The organism is Vogesella facilis (assembly GCF_042648525.1).
Classification (GTDB): Bacteria; Pseudomonadota; Gammaproteobacteria; order Burkholderiales; family Chromobacteriaceae; genus Vogesella; species Vogesella facilis.
This window is the reverse complement of sequence record NZ_JBHRXN010000011.1, coordinates 72,849-87,459: the sequence shown is the minus strand read 5'-3', so window position 1 is coordinate 87,459 and position 14,611 is coordinate 72,849. Positions and strand designations below refer to the sequence as shown.

Sequence of the window (14,611 nt, the reverse complement as noted above, 5' to 3'; positions counted from 1 at the left end):
CGGGTCAGGCGCCCGGCCCAGCATTCAGTTGTTGCAGAAGATCGGCGATTCTATCAGGGTCTTCGCTGCGCAGGATACGGCCGGCCTGTGGGCCGAGCTCGTCGAGGTGGCTGTCCAGCACATTCTGCTTCACCTGCAGCAGGTTGGCCGGGTGCATGGAGAAGCGGCGCAGGCCCATGCCCAGCAGCAGCCGGGTCAGGCGTGCGTCACCGGCCATCTCGCCGCACACCGACACCGGCTTGCCGGCCTTGGTGGCGGTCTTGATGGTGTGCGAGATCAGCTTGAGCACCGCCGGATGCACCGGATCGTACAGATGGCTGACCGAGTCGTCGTTGCGGTCGATGGCCAGCGTGTACTGGATCAGATCGTTGGTGCCGATGGACAGGAAGTCCACGTGCTTGAGCAGGCTGCCCACCACCAGCGCCGCCGACGGAATTTCGATCATGGCGCCGACTTCCACTTCCGCGGCAAACGGCAGCGCCTCTTCGCGCAGCTCGTGCTTGGCATATTCCAGCTGCACCAGCGCCTGCTTCAACTCGGAGAGGCCGTTGATCATCGGGAACAGGATGCGGATCTTGCCGTGATGCGAGGCGCGCAGCAGCGCGCGCAGCTGAGCGCGGAACATCAGCGGCTCGGCCAGGCACAGGCGGATGCCGGTCAGCCCCAGCGCCGGGTTCTCGGCGCTGCCGTGGCCCAGCCAGCGCGGGTTCTTGTCGGCCCCCAGGTCCATGGTACGCACCGTCACCGGCGCGCCGCGGGTCGCCTCGGCCACCGCGCGGTAGGCTTCGTACTGTTCGTCCTCGGACGGCAGGCTGTCACGGCCGAGGAACAGGAATTCGCTGCGGAACAGCCCCACGCCCACCGCGCCGGACTCCAACACGTTGGCCGCATCCTGCGGCAGCTCGATGTTGGCCAGCAGCTCGATCGGCGTGCCGTCGCGGGTGATGGCGTCGGTCTTGCGGATGCTGGACAGCTTGCGCCGCGCCTCCACCCAGTTGCGCTGGCGGCGGCGGTACTCGGCCAGCACCGAGGCCGGCGGGTCGATCACCAGCACCCCCTGCTGGCCATCGACGATGATCATTTCTTCCTCGCGCACCAGTTCGCGCGCGTGGTGCAGCGCGATCACCGATGGCAGGTCCAGGCTGCGGCCGAGGATGGCAGTGTGGCTGGTGGCGCCGCCGACATCGGTGACAAAGGCCGCCACGCTGGCATCCTTGAAGTACACCATGTCCGCCGGCGACAGGTCGTGCGCCACCAGGATGGTGTCCTCGTCCAGGTCCTCGGCGATCTGCAGCTCGGTGCTGTGGCCACCCAGGTTCTTGAAGATGCGCTCGATCACCTGCAGCACGTCGTGCTTGCGCTCGCGCAGGTAGTCGTCCTCGATGGCCTCGAACTGTGCCACCAGCGTGTCGCACTGCAGCTTCAGCGCCCATTCGGCATTGCAGCGCTGGCTTTCCACCAGCTCGCGCGGCTCGCGCGAAATGGTGGGGTCGGACAGCAGCATGATGTGCAATGACAAGAACGCGCCCAGCTCGGCGGGCGCGTTCTCGGGGATGGTGCCCCACAGCAGCTCCAGCTGCTTGCGGGTGTCGCGCACGGCGAGGTCGAAGCGGGCCTGCTCGGCGGGAATCTCGTCGTCGTCCAGCACCAGATGCACCACGTCATCCATGCTCTGCGTCAACAAGTGCGCCCGGCCAATGGCGATACCGCCACCGATGGGCACGCCGTGCAAGATGATGCTCATTGTTCGCTCCCTCGCCCTGTTGTTATCGTTGTGCCGGCGGCTTATTCCGCTTCGTCGAAGCGGTTGTTGATCAGCTCCACCAGGGCCGCCATGGCGGCATCTTCGTCTTCGCCGTTGGTTTCCAGGTCCACCAGCGCCCCCTTGGCGGCGGCCAGCATCATCACTCCCATGATGCTCTTGCCGTTGACGCGGCGGCCGTTGCGCGCGATCCATACCTCGGCGCGGAAGCGGCTGGCGGTCTGGGTGAATTTGCTGGATGCCCGTGCATGCAGGCCCAGCTTGTTGATGATCTCAATCTGTTGCTTTTGCATCTTTCCCCTCTGGCAGCATGTAGTAGACCCCTTCCAGCCCGCCGGTAATGGCCTTGCCTACCACCACCTCCAGCGGCTGGCTGCTGTAGCACAGCGCGCGCACCAGCATCGGCAGGTTGATGCCGGCCACCGCCTCCACCTTGCCGGCTTCCACCAGCCGCCAGGTGATGTTGGCCGGCGTGCCGCCCACCATGTCGGTGAGCAGCAGCACGCCATCACCCTGCTGCAGCTTGGCGACCAGCGCGCTGGCTTCGTGGAACTTCTGTTCCGGGTCTTCGTGTTTTTCCACGGCCATCACCGCCAGATTGTCCGGCACGCGGCCAAGCACATGCCGCGCGCAATCGGCCAGGCTGTGCCCGAGATTGCCGTGTGAGATGATCAGTACACCAACCATGTTTCGTTTACTCCGGCCTGTGCCGGTCAAGTTGGCCGCATCCGCGGCCGGCGGTCAGCCCGCCTTTCCCGGCGCCGTTTCCGCACGGCGGAACCAGCCCAGCCGCGGCGACAGCGCCACCACATCGCCCACGATAATCAGCGCGGGCGAACTGATACTATGCGCCTGGATCAAGCCAGGCAAGGTTTCCAGTGTACCAACCACGGTACGCTGCTGCAGGGTGGTGGCGCGCTCCACCACCGCGGCCGGCGTGCTGGCGGCCTTGCCATGACGGATAAACTCGGTACAGAGTTCCGCCGCCATGCTCAATCCCATGTACACCACCACGGTCTGTTGCTCGCGGGTCAGCGCCGGCCAGTCTAGCGTTATGCTGCCGTCCTGCTTGTGACCTGTAACAAATGTCACCGACTGCGCATGGTCGCGGTGGGTCAGCGGAATGCCGGCATAGGCCGCCGCGCCGCTGGCGGAGGTAATGCCGGGCACCACCTCGAACGGAATTCCCTCCGCCGCCAGTGCCTCGATCTCCTCGCCGCCGCGGCCGAAGGTGAACGGGTCGCCGCCCTTGAGCCGCAGCACGCGCTTGCCTTCGCCGGCCAGGCGCACCATCAGGCTGTTGATGTCCTCCTGCGGCAGGGTGTGGTTGGCACGCTGCTTGCCCACGAAAATACGCTCGGCATCGCGGCGCACCAGCTCCAACAGCGGCTCGGCCACCAGATTGTCGTACAGCACCACGTCGGCCTGCTGCATCAGCCGCAGCGCGCGGAAAGTCAGCAGGTCCGGGTTGCCCGGGCCGGCGCCCACCAGGTACACCGCGCCGGACGGCGGCGTATCGACTGCGGCCAACCTGGCCAGCATCTCGGCCTCGGCGGCGGCTTCGTCGCCGTTCATCACCCGTTCCGCCAGCGGCCCTTCCAGCACCGACTCCCAGAACGCGCGCCGCTGCTCCACATTGCCGAAGCGCGCCTTCACCTGGTCGCGGAAGCGGCTGGCGAAGCGCGCCAGATTGCCGAAACCGGCCGGAATCAGGCTTTCCAACCGGGCGCGGATCAGCCGTGCCAGCACCGGCACGCCACCGCCGGTGGATACCGCGATCACCAGCGGCGAGCGATCGATGATGGCCGGAGTGACGTAGCTGGACAGCTCCGGGTCGTCCACCACATTGGCCGGAATGCCCTGCGCCTGTGCCGCCTGCGACACCATGCGGTTCACCTCGCGATCGTCGGTGGCCGCCACCACCAGGCGCTGGCCGGCGACATCCTCGGCCGCCACTGCGCGCGGCAGGTGGCGGATGGCGCCGCTGGCCGCCAGCGCGACCAGCTCCGGCATCAGCGCCGGCGACACCACCGTCAGCCGCGCGCCGGCCGACAGCAACAGCCGCGCCTTGCGCACGGCCACCTCGCCCCCGCCCACCAGCAGACAGGGCTCGTCCTGCAGGCGCAGGAAGATCGGAAAGTACTCCACAAGCGGCTCCCCTCAATAATCCCGTCGAGGATACCCGCTCGGCTGCGGCTTGGCGACCGCGCCGCCGTGCCGCAGTGACGGATTTGCCGCCCCTTTCTAGCCAAAATGACTACAATCACGCTACCTACCCCGTCGGGCGCCGCCCAACCTGTCGATGCACACGCAAACGGAGCGGATCGTGCCGGATTCAGCCACCCTGAAAACCATCCTCACCGCCCTGCCCGGCGGCTACCTGCTGCTGGACACGCAATTGCAGATCCAGCTGGTTTCGCCACGCTTCGAGCTGCTGCTGCAATGCCCGCCGCTGGCCGTCGGGCAGCCGCTGCCGCCCGGCGTGCTGCCGCCGGCGGTGCAGCAGCAACTGCAGCAAACGCCGCAAAACTGGTCGCTGCAGCACTTCCACCACGGCCTGCTGCTGGACTGGCTGCTGACCCCGCTGCCGCACGGCCTGCTGCTGAGCGTGCGCGAGGATCGGCAGGCGTTCCGTACCCTGGTGGAAAACTCGCCGGACATCATCAGCCGCTACGACACCAAGCTGGTATGCCTGTACGTCAACAGCGCGCTGGCCAGCCACTCGCCGCTGCCGCCGCTGTATCACATCGGCCTTGGCATCGATGACCGCGGCCTGCCGCTCAGCATGAGCGACGCCATGCACCATGCCGCCCGCCAGGTGCTGAGCAGCGGCCAACCTTACACCTTCGAAACCGAAATCAGCCGCCCGGAACGCCACCTGGTGTTCGAGGCGCGGCTGCTGCCGGAAAGCAACGAGGACGGCGAGATCCAGAGCCTGCTATGCATCGAGCGCGACATCACCGAACAGCACGCCAACCGCCTGTGGCAGGCCGACGAGAACCGGCTGCTGGAAATGCTGGCCAACGACCGCCCGCTGCCGGAGGTGATGGACTGGACCTGCCGCATGATGGACAGCCAGATCGGCGGCGCGATGAGCTCCATCATGCAGCTGCTGCCGGACGGCCAGCACCTGCGCCTGGCCGCCGGCCCCGGGCTGCCGGAGGACTACAAGGCGCTGATCGACGGCATCGCCATCGGCGAGGGCGTCGGCTCCTGCGGCACCGCCGCCGAGCGCAGCCAGGCGGTGATCGTCAGCGACATCCACAGCGACCCGCTGTGGGCGCCATACCGCGAGCAGGTGCGTCCGTTCGCGCTGCGCGCCTGCTGGTCGCACCCGATCCTGGCGCACGACGGCCAGCTGCTGGGCACCTTCGCCACCTATTTCGCCGAGCCGCGCCAGCCGGACCCGCACACGCTGAACATCATCCAGCGCACCTCGCACCTGATGGCCATCGCCATCCAGCAGGAGCAACGTGCCAGCCAGCTGTTCCAGCTCGCCACCCAGGACGCGCTCACCGGGCTGATCAACCGCCGCCACTTCATGGAGCTGGCTGGCAAGGCCTTCCACGACGCCCGCCAGCAGGGCAAGCCGCTCAGCCTGCTGATGCTGGACCTCGACCACTTCAAGGCCGTCAACGACCGCTTCGGCCACGAGGCCGGCGACGACGTGCTGACCCACTTCGCCCGCCTGCTGAGCGACGGCCTGCGCAACAGCGACCTGGTGTGCCGCATGGGCGGCGAGGAATTCGCCGCACTGCTGATCGGCGCCAGCGAGGAAGAAGCCCACATTGCCGCGCAACGGGTGTGCAAGGCGGTGGCCAGCTGCAGCATGGCCAGCAACGGCAACACCATCGAGGTCACTGTCAGCGTCGGCCTGTGCAGCCTGGACGGCACGGTGCTGACGCTGGGCGACATGATCCGCCAGGCCGACAAGGCGCTGTACCAGGCCAAGCACGATGGCCGCAACCGCGTGTGCGTGGCCAGCACCGACTAAGCCGCACCAACAACACCGTGCCGCGGCAGCAGGCGGGCTGAGCCGGCGCACCGCACTGGGGCAGCAAGGCGATGCCAGGGCCGGCAGCTTGCGCGCGGCAGCGAGCCAAACACGAAAAATGCGGCCAACCCGGATAACAGGTTGGCCGCATGTGCAGGGTGCCGGACGTCTGCGCTGCGCTAGTGCGCCGCCTCCCAGCTGGGGCCGACGCCCACTTCCGCCAGCAGCGGCACTTTCAGCGCCGCCACCCCGGCCATCAGCTGCGGCAGTTTTTCCCGCACCTGCGCCAGTTCGTCCGCCGTCACCTGCAGCACCAGTTCATCGTGTACCTGCATGATCAGCTTGCTGTGCAGCTGCTCCGCCTCCAGCCAGCCCTGCACCGCCAGCATCGCCAGCTTGATCAGGTCGGCGGCGGTGCCCTGCATCGGCGCATTGATCGCCGCGCGCTCGGCACCGGCGCGGCGCGCCTGGTTAGCGGCGCGGATTTCCGGCAGGTACAGCCGGCGACCGAACACCGTCTCCACGTAGCCCTGCTCGGCGGCATCGGCGCGGGTGCGCTGCATGTAGTCGGCCACGCCCGGATACTTACGGAAGTAGCTATCGATGTACTGCTGCGCCGCATCGTTGCTGATACCCAGCTGCGACGCCAGCCCGTACTTGCCCATGCCGTAGATCAGGCCGAAGTTGATGGCCTTGGCGGCGCGGCGCTGGTCGACGCTGACCTCGGCCAGCGGTACGCCAAACACCTCGGCGGCGGTGGCCTTGTGGATGTCCTCGCCGCTGGCGAAGGCGGCCAGCATGCCGGCATCACCGGACAGGTGCGCCATGATGCGCAGCTCGATCTGCGAGTAGTCGGCGCTGACGATCAGCTGCCCGGCCGGCGCCACGAACGCCTCGCGCACGCGGCGGCCCTCGGCGGTGCGCACCGGGATGTTCTGCAGGTTGGGATCGTTGCTGGCCAGGCGGCCGGTAATCGCCACCGCCTGCGCGTAGTTGGTGTGCACGCGGCCGGTGTGCGGGTTGATCAGCGTCGGCAGCTTGTCGGTGTAGGTGGACTTGAGCTTGGCCAGACCGCGGTACTGCAGGATCAGCTTGGGCAGCGGGAAGTCCAGCGCCAGTTTTTCCAGCACCTCCTCGTCGGTGGAGAAGCCGCCGCTGGCGGTCTTCTTCACCCCCTTGGTGGGGATACCCAGCTTGCCGAACAGGATCTCCTGCAGCTGCTTGGGCGAATTGAGGTTGAACGGCTGCCCGGCCAGCGCGTAGGACTCCTGCTCCAGCCGCAACATCTCGCTGCCCAGCTGGTGGCTCTGCGCCGCCAGGATGTCGCGATCGATCAGCACGCCGTTGCGCTCCATCTTGAACAGCACCTCGGCCACCGGCAGCTCGATGTCGCGGTACACGCTCTGCAGCCGCCCGGTCAGCAGCGGCGCGAAGTGCCGGTTCAGGCGCAGGGTAATGTCGGCATCCTCGGCCGCATAGTTGGCCGCAACGTCTACCGCCACTTCGTCGAAGCCGATCTGCTTGGCCCCCTTGCCGCAGACCTCCTCGTAGCTGACGGTGGTTTCGCCCAGGTGGCGGCTGGCCAGGTCGTCCATATTGTGGCGCAGGTGGCTTTCGATCACGTAGGACGCCAGCAGGGTGTCGTCGGCCACGCCGCGCAGGGTGATGCCGTGATTGGCCAGCACGTGGCGGTCGTACTTCAGGTTCTGCCCCAGCTTCTTCTTGCCAGCATCCTCCAGCCACGGCTTGAGCCGCGCCAGGGTGGCGTCACGCTCCAGCTGCTGCGGCGCATCCGGACCGCGGTGCGCCAGCGGCAGGTAGGCGGCGTGGCCCGGCTCGATGGCGAAGCTCAGGCCGACGATCTGCGCCTGCAGCGGGTCCAGACTGGTGGTTTCGGTATCGACCGACACGATGTCGGCTGCGGCCAACCTGTGCAGCCAGTCCTCCAGCTGCGCCTCACTGACAATGGTCTCGTAGTGGCGTTCCAGCGGTGCGGCAGCAATGGCGGAGGCCGTTGCCGCCGGAACGGCCACGCTGGTCGCAGGCTCTGCACCGAACAGGTCGGCAGTGGCGCCGGCAGCCGGCTGCGCCGGGGCTGGCGCACTGTCCGCCTCGTCAGCACCACCACCCTGCGCCTGCTGCACTTCGCGCAGGAAAGTGCGGAAGCCGCAGGCGCTGAACAGCTCCGCCAGCCGCGGCAGCTGGCGCTCGCCGTGCCGCAGGCTTTCCATGCCGGCCGGCAGCTCGGCATCCAGCGCCACATCGCACTTGATGGTGATCAGCTCGCGGCCGCGCGGCAGCCAGTCCAGCGCCGCGCGCAGGTTGTCGCCCACCTTGCCGCCAACGTTGGCCGCATGGGCGATCACCCCGTCCAGGCTGTCGTATTCCTCCAGCCATTTCACCGCGGTCTTGGGGCCGCACTTGTCGACGCCAGGCACGTTGTCCACCTTGTCGCCGATCAGCGTCAGGTAGTCGATGATGCGGTCCGGCGCCACGCCGAATTTTTCCTTCACCCCGGCTTCGTCCAGGTTTTCATTGGTCATGGTGTTGACCAGCGATACCTGCGGCGTCACCAGCTGCGCCATGTCCTTGTCGCCGGTGGAGATGATCACCTGCATGCCGGCGGCAGCGCCCTGGCGCGCCAGGGTGCCGATCACGTCATCGGCCTCCACCCCGTCCACCATCAGCAGCGGCCAGCCGCTGGCGCGCACCACCTCGTGCACGGTGGCGATCTGCGCCGCCAGGTCGGTAGGCATGGAAGGCCGGTTGGCCTTGTATTCCGGGTACAGATCGTCGCGGAAGGTCTTGCCTTTGGCGTCGAATATGCAGGCGCTATAATCGAACTGTACTTCCTTGCGCAGCCTGGCCAGCATGTTCACCATGCCGTAGATCGCCCCGGTCGGCTCGCCCTGCGGAGAACGCAAGTCGGGCATCGCGTGAAAGGCGCGGTACAGATAAGAAGAGCCGTCAATCAATAACAACGTTTTCATAAAGGCGATAAAAATGAGCTTGTCCGATAAATTGCCGCAAACCAGCGACCGCTACGCGATGATGCAACGTTTCCGGGCCCGCGAAGCCTGGCACGTGATGAAAATCCTGTCCGAATTCGTGGAGTCGGCAGAGGAGCTGCAGCAGGTCACCCCGGCCGTCAGCATCTTCGGCAGCGCCCGCACCCCTCGCGACCATCCGTATTATAAGCAGACCGAACACATCGCCCGCCTGCTTTCCGACGCCGGCTTCGCCGTGATCTCTGGCGGTGGCCCCGGCATCATGGAGGCGGCCAACAAGGGCGCCTTCTACGGCAAGAGCCCGTCGGTGGGGCTCAACATCGTGCTGCCGCACGAGCAGCGCCCCAACGAATACCAGGATCTGAGCCTGAAGTTCGACCACTTCTTCAGCCGCAAGGTGATGTTCGTCAAGCACGCGCTGGCCTACGTGGTGATGCCCGGCGGCTTCGGCACCCTGGATGAAATGTTCGAGGCGCTGACGCTGATCCAGACCGGCAAGAGCCGCAAGATGCCCATCATCCTGTGCGGCCGCGCGTTCTGGGGCGGGCTGTTCGAGTGGGTGAGCAACCGCCTGATCGGCGAAGGCATGATCAACCCGGAGGACATCAACCTGCTGCAGCTGATCGACGAGCCGCAGGAGATCGTGGAAACCATCTTCCGTTTCTACGAAACCCGCGGTTTCGAGGCACTGCCGGAAGAACGCGAACAGTTGCTGAACCTCTAAGCAGTAGCGGCGGCCCAGGCCGCCGCCTGTGGCGGGCATGGCAATGCTAGAATCGACGGTTACAGAAATGGCCGCCAAGCCGTTCGCCCCATCCAGAATCCAGGACAAGGAAACCTTCATGCAACGCATTTTGCTGGCCAGCCTGCTGCTGGCCACCTTCGCGGCGCACGCAGCGCCGGCCCCGGCGCCAGCCGGCGTGGAGCCGGAACGACAAGTCACCGACCACGGCAGCAGCACGGTGGAGGAATACCGTCGCAACGGCCAGGTGTACCAGATCAAGATCAACCCGGATGGCGCGCCCAGCTACATGCTGCTGGATGAAGACCACGGCCTGAAGCAGCAGAACACCGGCAGCACCCAGCGTCCGACGCTGACGCCCAGCTGGCCGCTGCTGACGTTCTAGGAGCGCGCATGTCCGTTTACACCTCCGTCAGCCAGGACGAAATGCGCGCCTGGCTGCAGCGCTATGCCCTGGGCGAACTGGTCGAGCTGAAAGGCATCGCCGCCGGCGTCACCAACACCAACTACTTCGTCACCACCACCCATGGCCGCTACGTGCTGACGCTGTTCGAGGTGCTGACGCTGGAAGAAGTGCCGTACTTCCTCAAGCTGAAGAGCCACCTGTCGCGCCACGGCGTGGCCTGCCCGGCGCCGATCGCCGACCACACCGACAGCTTTGCCTCGCTGCTGGCCGGCAAGCCGGCCTGCCTGGTGAGCTGCCTGTCCGGCCAGGATGTCAGCCAGGCCAACGCGGCGCAGTGCTTTGCGGTGGGCGAGATGCTGGCGCAGATGCACCTGGCCGGTAACACCTTCCCGCTGCGCATGGCCAACCCGCGCGGCCCGGCGTGGTGGCACCGCACCGCCGCCGAGCTGTACCGGCACATGCCGGCCGACGAAGCCGCTCTGCTGCGCGACGAAATCGCCGTGCAGGCCAGCCACCGCTTCGACGATCTGCCGCATGGCGTGGTGCATGCCGACCTGTTCAAGGACAACGTGCTGATGGACGGCGACAAGATCGCCGGCTTCATCGACTTCTACTACGCCTGCAACGACATCCTGCTGTACGACGTGGCCATCGCGCTGAACGACTGGGCACGGCTGGACGACGGCAGCATCGACGACGCGCTGGCCACGGCACTCCTGGCCGGCTACCAGGCGGTGCGACCGCTGACCGCCGCCGAGATCGAGGCCTGGCCGCTGATGCTGCGCGCCGCCGCCATCCGCTTCTGGACCTCGCGGCTGCTGGACTTCTACCGTCCGGCCAGCGGCGAGCTGACCTTCACCAAGGACCCGGGCGTGTTCGGCCGCCTGCTGCAGGCGCACCGTCAGCGCCAGCAATTCTGGCTGTAAGCGCCGGCCGCGGCCGCCCCGCCATGCAGCCCGACCGACAGCCCGCCGCAACGCGGGCTGTTTCGTCTGCCCCGTCTGCGGTATAAAGCCGACGATGACAGCTACCCACCGGAGAGTCTCATGTCTACCCGACTGATGCTGGTCGAAGACGACCAGCGCCTGGCCGATCTGGTCATGCAGTACCTGGCCAAGCATGGCTATGAAGTCGAGCACCACCCGCGTGGCGACACCGCCGGCGACGCCATCCTGGCGGCCAGCCCCGAGCTGGTGATCCTCGACGTGATGCTGCCGGGCAAGGACGGCTTCGAGGTATGCCGCGACATCCGCCCGCGCTACCACGGCCGCATCCTGATGATGACCGCGCGCGACGAGGAGATCGACGAGATCCTCGGCCTGGAGCTGGGCGCCGACGACTACCTGGCCAAGCCGGTGGAGCCGCGCCGGCTGCTGGCACGCATCCGCGCGCTGCTGCGCCGCAGCGAGAACGACGCAGCACCGGCGGCCGACGGCAGCCTGCACTTCGGCCAGTTCAGCATCAGCCAGGCCACGCGCGAGGCCACGCTGGGCGGCGAGCCGATGGAGCTGACCACCGCCGAATTCGACCTGCTGTGGCTGCTGGCCAGCCATGCCGGCGAGATCCTGTCGCGCGACGACATCATGAACGACCTGCGCGGCATCGGCTTCGACGGTCTGGATCGTTCCATCGACGCGCGCATCTCGCGGCTGCGCAAGAAGCTGGGCGACAACCCGGACACCCCCACCCGCATCAAGACCGTGCGCGGCAAGGGCTATTTGTTCTCGCGGAGCGACTGGGAGTGAAACCGCTGCCCGGGTTGGCCGCACTGTTCGCACGCTACTTCGTGCAGACCATGGTGGTGCAATTCGTGCTGCTGCTGGGCTTTGTCGGCCTGCTGATCCTGCTCACCTCCGGCGCCGAGCGCGACCGCATCGAGCAGCAGATGGCCGGCCCGGTGCGCATGATCCAGCGCGCGCTGCTGACCCAGCCGCCGGAGCAGCGCCCGCGCGAGCTGACCGCCATCAGCGAGCTGTTCGCCTACCCGCTGCAGCTGCTGCCCGCCGCCCCGGCCGGCCTCAGCGACGATGCTCGCGCCTGGCTGGCCAGCGGCAACAACTGGCTGGATATAGAGCACAAGCTGCTGTACGCACCGCTGCCGGGCAGCCGCCAGGTGCTGATGCTGGGGCCGCTGGACGATCCGGACAGCCAGGGCTGGCTGCAAAGCGAAAGCGGCCTGTTCCTGCTGTGGTTCGGCTTTTTCGGCGTGCCGATGGCGCTGCTGATCTATTTCAACCTGCGCCCGCACTGGCAGGCGCTCAAATCGCTGCGCCACACCGCCACCCTGCTGGCCGAGGGCGACCTGTCGGCGCGTGCGGCCAACCTCAAGAGCCCGCTGTTCGGCCCGCTGGCCGAGCTGATCAACGACATGGCCGCCCGGCTGGAGCGGCTGATGGAAACCCGCCAGGCGCTGGCGCACGCGGTGGCGCACGAGTTGCGCACGCCGGTAGCGCGGCTGCGCTTCGGCCTCACCATGCTGGACGAGGCCGAGGACGAGCAGGAGCGCGGCCAGTTCCGCGAGGGCATGGAGCGCGACCTCACCGAGCTGGACGAGCTGCTGAACATCAGCCTCAGCTACGCGCGGCTAGATCGCGGCGAGGTGGCGCTGCAGTACGAAACCATCGACCTGATCGAGTGGTTCGAGGATCTGGTGCAGCTGCTGCACCCGCTGAAACCCGGCCATATCAGCCTGGCGCTGGACTGCGTGGCCGGCAGCGCCACCTTCGACCGCAAGCTGATGTACGTCGCCACCCGCAACCTGCTGCTGAACGCCTTCAAGTACGCCAGCGGCCAGGTGCACATGCAGGTGTGGCTGGCCGCCGGCCAGCTGCACATCGACGTCGACGACGACGGCCCGGGCATTCCGGCCGCCGAGCGCGAGCGGGTGTTCGAGCCGTTCCAGCGCCTGGACCGCTCGCGCGACCGCGCCACCGGCGGCCACGGCCTGGGGCTGTCCTTCGTGCGCCTGATCGCCCTGCACCACGGCGGCGAGGCGCGCGCCGGCGTCGCCGACCGCCTGCGCGGCGCCCGCATGTCGCTGCAGCTGCCGCAGCAGCCGCCGGCCGCCTAGCCCGACAGCGCCGCTGTCACACAGCGTCACACAGCGCCATCCCGCCGCCACATTCCGCCCACGCAAGCGACATAGTGTTGCCCCGGCACGCCTAGCACAATGGGTTCATCAACTTAGTTCACTGATGACTCAACAAGGAGTGCCTCATGAAAAAACTGCTTATCGCTTCCGTCCTGATCGCTGCCGGCAGCAGCGCCTACGCCGCCGATACCGGCAACTACGTGTTCGGTAACCTGGGCGCCTCCAGCAACCAGTGGACGCTGAAAGACGGCGCCGCCAGCCGCGCCGGGGTCAGCAGCACCAAAGTGGGCGACGACGACGCCAGCGAAGGCCTGGTGGAACTGGGTGTCGGCAAGCGCATCAATGACAACTTCGCGGTGGAAGGCAGCTACCTGCGCCAGGGCGACGGCATCGCGCTGAACGGCGCCGGCAAGCTCGACTACGACACCTTTCGTGCAGCTGCACTTGGCATCATTCCTGTGAACGACCAGTTCGAGGTGTACGGCAAGGTGTCCGCCAACTACATCCGCAGCAAATTCACCAGCAGCAATGCCGCGCTGGAAAGCAGCAAGGACAACTCCGTGGGCCTGGGCCTGGGGGTGGGCGCCGCCTACAAGCTGAACAAGCAGGTCAGCCTGCGTGCCGAATATGAAGGCATCGGCAATATCGAACACAAGGACATCACCGATACCGCACCGGCCGCCGCGCTGAAGGTGGGTGTCAGCTACCTGTTCTAAACCCTCTCCCTCGCCTGCCTGGCCCCTCCCCGGAGACGGGCAGCGTTTTGTTTTGAAGTGTGTTGAAGTGCGTTGCTTGGCCCGTCCCGCCGGACGGGCATTTTTTTGCACGCGACCGGCAGCAGCCGGCGCTGCTTGCGGCCAACCTTGCAGCTAACGCGCAAGTTGGCCGCACCCGGTTCGCGCGACGCGACGCCCGCTCCGCCCAGCTTCAGCCCGGCACCGCCATGCCGCGTTGCACCGCCGGGCGCGCACCCAGCTCGGCATACCAGCGCGCCACCTGCGGGAAGGCGGCCAGCTCGACGTGATGCCACTCGTGCCGCGCCACCCACGGGTAGATGGCGATATCGGCGATGCTGTAGTGCGCGCCGGCCACGTAGTGCTGCGTCGCCAGCTGGCGATCCAGCACGCCGTACAGGCGCAGCGTCTCGTCGTGGTAACGCTTCTGCGCATACGGCACCGGCTCCGGCGCGTAGCGCAGGAAGTGATGCGCCTGCCCCAGCATCGGCCCGAAGCCACCCATCTGGAACATCAGCCACTGCAGCGTCTGGTAGCGCTCGACACCGGCCGGCGGCAATAGTTGGCCACATTTCTCCGCCAGATAAACCAGAATCGCGCCGGATTCGAACAGCGCCAGCGGCGCAGCGCCCGGGCCGTCGTGATCGACGATGGCCGGAATCTTGTTGTTGGGGCTGATGTTGAGGAAGTCCGGCGCGAACTGCTCGTTCTGGCCAATGTTCACCGGAATCACCCGGTACGCCAGGCCCAGTTCCTCCAGCGCGATGGAGATTTTCTTGCCATTGGGCGTGCCCCAGGTATACAGATCGATCATGCTCAGGCTCCTTGGCCGCGCGCGCCGGCAATGCGTGCCGACGCGGGCGAACCGGTTACA

13 protein-coding genes are annotated in these 14,611 nt (G+C 67.0%); 7 read left to right on the top strand and 6 right to left on the bottom strand.

The annotated features are described in order from the left end of the window. Positions 1-4: 4 nt before the first annotated feature. From ptsP to cysG, 4 genes are read right to left on the bottom strand one after another with little or no spacing between them, the layout of a single operon-like run. Entirely contained in the window at positions 5-1,744 is a 1,740-nt protein-coding gene (gene ptsP / locus ACFOLG_RS05840) for a phosphoenolpyruvate--protein phosphotransferase (protein ID WP_386089512.1), read from the bottom strand. Between the two features lie 41 nt (positions 1,745-1,785). Further along, the gene (locus tag ACFOLG_RS05835; RefSeq protein ID WP_349584087.1) at positions 1,786-2,055 is read right to left on the bottom strand and encodes an HPr family phosphocarrier protein; all 270 of its coding nucleotides are present in this window, start codon (positions 2,053-2,055) and stop codon (positions 1,786-1,788) included. Next, positions 2,036-2,449: a PTS sugar transporter subunit IIA gene (locus tag ACFOLG_RS05830; RefSeq protein ID WP_386089510.1), complete on the bottom strand. Its 414-nt coding sequence runs from the start codon at positions 2,447-2,449 to the stop codon at positions 2,036-2,038. Before ACFOLG_RS05830 ends, ACFOLG_RS05835 begins: the two co-directional genes overlap by 20 nt. Positions 2,450-2,503: 54 nt before the next feature. After that, a complete protein-coding gene (cysG, locus tag ACFOLG_RS05825) occupies positions 2,504-3,910 on the bottom strand; it encodes a siroheme synthase CysG (RefSeq protein ID WP_386089508.1) in 1,407 nt (468 codons plus the stop codon). A gap of 178 nt (positions 3,911-4,088) precedes the next feature. On the opposite strand from cysG, the gene ACFOLG_RS05820 reads away from it, so the two are divergent. Beyond that, a complete protein-coding gene (locus ACFOLG_RS05820; protein ID WP_386089505.1) occupies positions 4,089-5,756 on the top strand; it encodes a sensor domain-containing diguanylate cyclase in 1,668 nt (555 codons plus the stop codon). A gap of 179 nt (positions 5,757-5,935) precedes the next feature. Here the strand turns inward: ACFOLG_RS05820 and polA are convergent, their stop codons facing one another. After that, positions 5,936-8,746 carry a DNA polymerase I gene (gene polA / locus ACFOLG_RS05815; protein WP_386089503.1) on the bottom strand — a complete coding sequence of 937 codons (2,811 nt, stop codon included), beginning with the start codon at positions 8,744-8,746 and terminating at the stop codon, positions 5,936-5,938. A gap of 13 nt (positions 8,747-8,759) precedes the next feature. Between polA and ACFOLG_RS05810 the strand changes: the two genes are divergently transcribed. The 6 genes from ACFOLG_RS05810 (at position 8,760) to ACFOLG_RS05785 (ending at position 13,719) form a co-directional block, all read left to right on the top strand. Continuing rightward, a complete protein-coding gene (locus tag ACFOLG_RS05810; RefSeq protein WP_386089500.1) occupies positions 8,760-9,488 on the top strand; it encodes an LOG family protein in 729 nt (242 codons plus the stop codon). A gap of 118 nt (positions 9,489-9,606) precedes the next feature. Continuing rightward, complete coding sequence (locus tag ACFOLG_RS05805) at positions 9,607-9,891, top strand: DUF2782 domain-containing protein (protein ID WP_386089498.1); 285 nt, start codon at positions 9,607-9,609, stop codon at positions 9,889-9,891. An 8-nt stretch (positions 9,892-9,899) separates the two neighbouring features. Next, the gene (locus tag ACFOLG_RS05800; RefSeq protein ID WP_386089496.1) at positions 9,900-10,838 is read left to right on the top strand and encodes a homoserine kinase; all 939 of its coding nucleotides are present in this window, start codon (positions 9,900-9,902) and stop codon (positions 10,836-10,838) included. Between the two features lie 120 nt (positions 10,839-10,958). Continuing rightward, positions 10,959-11,657, top strand: a complete 699-nt coding sequence (locus tag ACFOLG_RS05795; protein WP_386089494.1) for a winged helix-turn-helix domain-containing protein — start codon at positions 10,959-10,961, stop codon at positions 11,655-11,657. Continuing rightward, entirely contained in the window at positions 11,654-12,982 is a 1,329-nt protein-coding gene (locus ACFOLG_RS05790; RefSeq protein ID WP_386089492.1) for an ATP-binding protein, read from the top strand. Before ACFOLG_RS05795 ends, ACFOLG_RS05790 begins: the two co-directional genes overlap by 4 nt. 146 nt (positions 12,983-13,128) lie before the next feature. Then, complete coding sequence (locus ACFOLG_RS05785; RefSeq protein WP_386089489.1) at positions 13,129-13,719, top strand: porin family protein; 591 nt, start codon at positions 13,129-13,131, stop codon at positions 13,717-13,719. A 211-nt stretch (positions 13,720-13,930) separates the two neighbouring features. Here the strand turns inward: ACFOLG_RS05785 and ACFOLG_RS05780 are convergent, their stop codons facing one another. Next, positions 13,931-14,551, bottom strand: a complete 621-nt coding sequence (locus ACFOLG_RS05780) for a glutathione S-transferase N-terminal domain-containing protein (RefSeq protein WP_386089485.1) — start codon at positions 14,549-14,551, stop codon at positions 13,931-13,933. Positions 14,552-14,611 lie beyond the last annotated feature (60 nt).